Below are 5,241 nucleotides of genomic sequence, written 5' to 3' on the forward strand. Positions count from 1 at the left end.
GCATATCCTACTCTTTCTTGTCTTTCATACCATGCTTGTGTTCGTTCGTGGAGAGCTTTATTGTAAACTAATCTTACACAGCCCAATGTGCGCCGCAATAGCGACTCTTGTTCGGGTGTTGGGTAAAATCGGTAAGAATAGGCTTTTTCCATGTCTCATATTTTAGCATATATTTTGTAAACGATGCTCATATTTAACAGTAAAGCCGTCGTAGAACGACGGGGTTTCAGACCCAAATTTTCGATGATGTAGCCAAAGAGTATGTGCAAGTGTTAAAATCTCTTGCCTAGGTTTCGGAAACGTTGTCAGAGAAATAATTATCCACAAATTGACTGATTTCCCTTTGAAATTTCTCTGATGAAAAAAGAGACTTTTGATGGGAGAGGGACATTAAAAGCTCTTCCTGTTTCTTTTCATTACTAATTACTGCAATAATCTTTTCTACTGCTTCTTCCATACTGTTAAATTGCAATTCTGTATTGTGCTTACCGACGATTTCAGTTTGACCTCCTATTTTCTGTACAAAGGGAATGATATCTGCTCTCACCATTTCGGCTACGGAGATACCAAACTGGTCTTTCTTGGGATGGATACCATACCTACATTTGTACAGTATATTACAATAATCTGCATAGGGAAGATCCTTATACAGTTGAATCCAGTCGGAATTTTCAGCTACCAATTGTTCAATATAGTGTTGATACTTTTTATTAAAAGCTCCCCCAGCTCCCCCAGTTATATAGAGTTTGATGGAAAATCCTCTCTCCCGCACTGCTTTTAAGACTTTAATGCCGAAATCTGGACTTTTATCTACTGTTAACCTACCGCTAATTACAAAAGCATTCTCTTTTTGATCCGGAGCAATATCCTTAACAGGAATGACCACTGGGGGATAGATAACAGTACTATCAAGCCCGTAAACTTCTTTGACTGCTTTGGCTACATCAAAAGAGTTAGAAATAGATAGATTCTTTTTGAGGTTATCTACAGAAAAATTGGAGATATTTAAGTAGGGCATATTCTGGTGTATTTTACCACCTTCAAGCACTTTAACCCAATGGATATATTGGATTCCTGGTACGCCTAGATCGGCCGCATTACAAGCTGATATCACCAGGGAATAATTTTGGGCTCTTTCTTTTAAATAACGCAGGCTTAAATGAATGGCTATCTGCCGGAAATGAGGATTATTACTGATGAGAAACTCTGAGATGCCTTGCCAACTTTTAGGTAATACAGAAACAACTTTAACTTCCTTGGGAGTGAGGGATGTTTCATACAACTTATTTAGCTTTTCCCAGTCTGGATAGTAAAAGGTGAAAAGAGTTAAGTCATATTTTTCTTTTAAGGCTTCTAGTATCCAGAGAGCCACAGCTTCAGCACCTCCTCCCATAAAATAGGGCATATAGACTCCAATAGTTTTTTTCAGCATTGTTTTGACCACCAATATACGAAAGAGTTGTTTTAAAAATTGGTTGGCTCTCCTGTTTATCCTGTACTCAGCAAAATACCTTCTGTCCCTACCGTCCCAGTTTTCGTCCTGATTTAGGAGCATTCATGGTTGCGGCTAATAGGTATCATATAGAACAATTTGCCAACAGAACCCAAGAGAACCATGGGCATTTAGGATACTACGAAATTAGAGAGCCAGTTAAGTAGATTTAGCTCGTACAGGATAACTTGTCTCGCTTCGGCGATCGCTTCTTTCGCTTCGTGCCAAGCATCCAAACTAGAAGTGACCTCTCGCAAATAATCAACTCCTTTTTGATCCAAACTGGGCAGGCGTAAGAAACTTTTCGGTGGCAATAGTTTCTCTGCATCCGCTCCACCGTAATAAATAGGTAGACACCAACCTAATAGCGGGTCCCAGAGCTTTTCACTGATATACCATCTGCTCTGTGCGTAGTTTTCTATGGCTAGATTGTAGTAGTAGGGAGCTAGGACATTCCATTTATTTTGTACCGAGCCTCTCGAACCCGTCCAGTCCGGCAAACCTCGCCCATAAAAATCGAAAGGAAGTTCGTTATCTTTGATTAGCTGCATAAAGGCCAAACGGTGGCGATGATTGGCTGTGCGGGTAGTTCCAGAGGTAATCCAAGAGCAGAGGCGAATTTTTTCTGGACAGGGCAAATCGGCCAGATCCCGAAAGCTGTTGCTTATGTGCCAGTCGGCAGGCATATAGTATGGTTGAGGCGCGTAATCATCCGGACCTGATACATAGCCACAATACTCGCTGGCGATGCGGTAATTTTCCAGATTGGTCGATAACACTTCCGGTAAGGGCGGTTCTCTTAAGAGATAGATAATGCGTTCCTTGGGAACTCTCCCCAAAATAGATGGAAGTGCCGGCTGTGGCTTTGCTGGTTTTTTGAGCCAATTTTTCCAGCCGCCTTGCTCTTTCTTTGGTTGCGGAAAATCAAACTGATAAAGCAACAAGTAATCTGGCTCAGGAGCGTTAGCTTGTAGGGAAATATTACCCCAAACTCCCATTGGATAAGGAGTTTGTTTCCATAGCCAATCTCCCTGATTTAAATTGGGATAGCTGCTGAGCATACCTACTATTTTTTCTGTCACAAGTTAACCCCTTATTATTAGTTAGAAAAAACTTTACGGGCTATTCTCTGTAATTTTTCCTTCATTCTTTTTCCTAAACTTTTAGGTTGATTGTACCACACAGGACTGGATTTAAATTGAGGATAACTTTCAGGTTCGTAGAGATAGCGATAATATAAAAATAAACTGCGATAGGGAAAATCTATATTTTCTCCCTGGCAACATCTAGTAAAGAAACTGCTTGAAATCCCAATATAATGAAGGTAAATTAACCTATATCCTTTATCATACAATAAATTATCTTTTTCGACAAATTTGGGATCGGTAACGCAGTTACCTACTCTCTTTTCTGGAGGAGTATTCAAAGCATAATTGTATATAGAAGTACCTGTTCTCATCATCATATAGTTGAGAAGGGTCTGATCTGGGGCCATGGGATAGATAACCTCTGACTCTCCTGAACGCAATTGTTCCAGTATCCAATTTCTCTTTTCTTCCTCAAATAAGTTTTTTTTAGAAGCATAGATTCCTGAACAGAAAATCTCTTTTTTAATCCGTTCTTCGGAGAATATTTTCAGTAACTTTGGTGAACTAACTTCATAGACGTGGGAGGGATCTTTATACTGATAGTCGTAGACAACACAATCATAATCGTCTAGCTTTTCCCAGAAATAGTCTATGGGAGACAAAAGTAAGGTATCCGCATCCATATAGAGGAATCGGTCAAAGGGTCCGTCAAAAGCACAGTAGCGACGATGGGTACCAAAACGATGATAGCCATTGCTTCCCGCTTGCTGCCACCTGATGCGGGCCGTAGGATGGGAATCCCAGGCTGCTTTGGCAAAATTATCCCACCTCTCCATCGACTCCCGCTCGCGATACAGTTCAACTTGGGGACGTTGAGCGATTAGCCTGGCAATTTCCTCGGTTTGGTCATCGTAGGGGTAGACACAGACTGGTAAGTCTTTTCCCCCATTCGCCTCAATGCTATTCAGCAAAGCCACTAGCTGATCGTAAACCTGATCGTTAGCCAAAGTACAGATTCCGTTGCTCATAAGTTTCTACTGCTCGCATCTAAAAATATTTATATCACAGTTAACCGATTTAGAGACTGGCTCCGGCAAGACCTAGCAACGAATTAGGTTGAGATATTGCCTGTCCTTAGAGTCCTCGTGGCTTGAAAGGAGGGAACAGGGAAGGAACAAAATACTAACTTTACCCTTGGCGGTGAAATTGTTGTATCTTGACGGACTTGTAGCCCTAGCCACAATTGACGTGACCGTAAGCGTTGAGGATTTTCCTTTCCCCTGACATTGACAGTCAAAGTTTCCCTGAGTAAAATAGCAGAAAGTCGCTGATAAATCTTACCCATGAAGACTATTGGACAAGTAGGTATATACTGTCTAGCTAATGATCAGGTTTTGGAATGGATGATCCCTTTCCTAGAAAGTCTCAGAACCTACGAGCCTGAATGCCCCCTATATATTATACCCTTTAATGATAATATATCCCAACTCAGTGAAATTTCTCAGAAATACAATTTCAATTTTTATCGCGATATAAACTTGGAGCTATTAGATGAACTGGGAGCAAAAGTAAGGGGTATCGACGATATACATAATCACAGATTTCGTATTTTTTCCATCTTCTGGGGACCCCTAGAGCATTTTATCTTTCTAGATTCTGACATTATTGTTCTAGATAGCTTACAAGAGCTGTTCCGAACCTATATCAACTCTGAAGTCGAATTTATGTACTACTACAGGGGGATATTCGATCAGGTCTATAAAGAGGGAGAGTTTAGAGATAAAATGATCCGAGAGTATAGGGCAAATGGTTTCAACGCAGGTTCTTTCATATCTTCCCGGGGAGCTTTTAGCCTAGATGATATTCAAGAGTTGGCCGAACAAGCAGCCACAATCAGACAGCATTTTGCCGATCATTGTATTGTCCAGCCTTTTGTCAACTACTGTGTGGATATTAAGGGGCTGAAAACCCAAGCCATTACTGAGGCCATCCCCGATCTGGGCTCCGAGTGGGCAAAATTCAAGATAGAGTTTGCCGATAATACTCACAAGGTAAATGGGAAAAGAATACTATATACCCACTGGGCAGGCTTTGGTCACGGGCCAAATATGCCCAATCGCGATCTGTTTCTTAAGTACAGGCTGAAGAATGTATCTTGGCCCTGGCGCTGGCAATATGTGATCCGCGATCACCTGACAACAATTGCCCGCACTTGGAAAAGTAGGCTAAGCAAAAAACTCAAAGGTTGATTACCTAAAATGTCGGATGAATTCCCCCGCTACATTTTTCAACAAGATACTCACCTTTGCGGGAGATGAAATCCGACCAGAATATTGACTGCGAAGCACGATTTTAATTCTACAATTTGTAGGTAAACTGTGTTATACTTAATTTATCCAGGGTCGAGGATTAATCGATGCTAGTCGTAGAAGCAAAGCTAAAAAACGGAACACCAGAACAATACCAAAAACTTGATGAAGCTATTAGAACTTCTCAGTTTGTGCGTAACTCTTGTGTTCGTTATTGGATGGACAATCAAGGGACAACCCGCAATGATCTCCAAAAACTTTGTGCGGTACTAGCTAATAATAAAGAGACACCTTGGGTTAATAAATTAAACTCTCAAGCTCGTCAATCGGCTGCTGATAGAGCCTGGCAATC

Annotated in this window: 5 protein-coding genes and 1 pseudogene; 2 read left to right on the forward strand and 4 right to left on the reverse strand. The window is 41.1% G+C overall.

What is annotated here, in order from left to right; all coding sequences use genetic code 11:
• The 4 genes from EWV68_RS07890 to EWV68_RS07905 all read right to left on the reverse strand — a co-directional run.
• On the reverse strand, nucleotides 1-152 hold a 152-nt coding region (locus EWV68_RS07890), incomplete at its 3' end, for a helix-turn-helix domain-containing protein (protein WP_287169414.1).
• A gap of 134 nt (nucleotides 153-286) precedes the next feature.
• Nucleotides 287-1,432, reverse strand: coding sequence for a glycosyltransferase (locus tag EWV68_RS07895; RefSeq protein ID WP_061431479.1), 1,146 nt, complete (start codon nucleotides 1,430-1,432; stop codon nucleotides 287-289).
• A 191-nt stretch (nucleotides 1,433-1,623) separates the two neighbouring features.
• Nucleotides 1,624-2,574, reverse strand: coding sequence for a glycosyltransferase family 10 domain-containing protein (locus tag EWV68_RS07900; protein ID WP_061431480.1), 951 nt, complete (start codon nucleotides 2,572-2,574; stop codon nucleotides 1,624-1,626).
• A gap of 17 nt (nucleotides 2,575-2,591) precedes the next feature.
• On the reverse strand, nucleotides 2,592-3,608 hold the full coding sequence (locus EWV68_RS07905) for an Npun_R2821/Npun_R2822 family protein (RefSeq protein WP_287169411.1): 1,017 nt from the start codon (nucleotides 3,606-3,608) through the stop codon (nucleotides 2,592-2,594).
• 315 nt (nucleotides 3,609-3,923) lie between these two features.
• Between EWV68_RS07905 and EWV68_RS07910 the strand changes: the two genes are divergently transcribed.
• On the forward strand, nucleotides 3,924-4,829 hold the full coding sequence (locus tag EWV68_RS07910) for a glycosyltransferase (RefSeq protein WP_287169413.1): 906 nt from the start codon (nucleotides 3,924-3,926) through the stop codon (nucleotides 4,827-4,829).
• Between the two features lie 167 nt (nucleotides 4,830-4,996).
• Nucleotides 4,997-5,241: pseudogene (locus EWV68_RS07915) on the forward strand (RNA-guided endonuclease TnpB family protein); the annotation flags it as partial.

The organism is Microcystis sp. M_QC_C_20170808_M9Col (assembly GCF_007095495.1).
Classification (GTDB): domain Bacteria; phylum Cyanobacteriota; class Cyanobacteriia; order Cyanobacteriales; family Microcystaceae; genus Microcystis; species Microcystis aeruginosa.

What these genes read in the sequence shown, in the direction of transcription:
- EWV68_RS07895 (WP_061431479.1), bottom strand. Translation starts at nt 1,432, where the DNA reads ATGCTGAAAAAAACTATTGGAGTCTATATGCCCTATTTTATGGGAGGA.
- EWV68_RS07905 (WP_287169411.1), bottom strand. Translation starts at nt 3,608, where the DNA reads ATGAGCAACGGAATCTGTACTTTGGCTAACGATCAGGTTTACGATCAG.
- EWV68_RS07910 (WP_287169413.1), top strand. Translation starts at nt 3,924, where the DNA reads ATGAAGACTATTGGACAAGTAGGTATATACTGTCTAGCTAATGATCAG.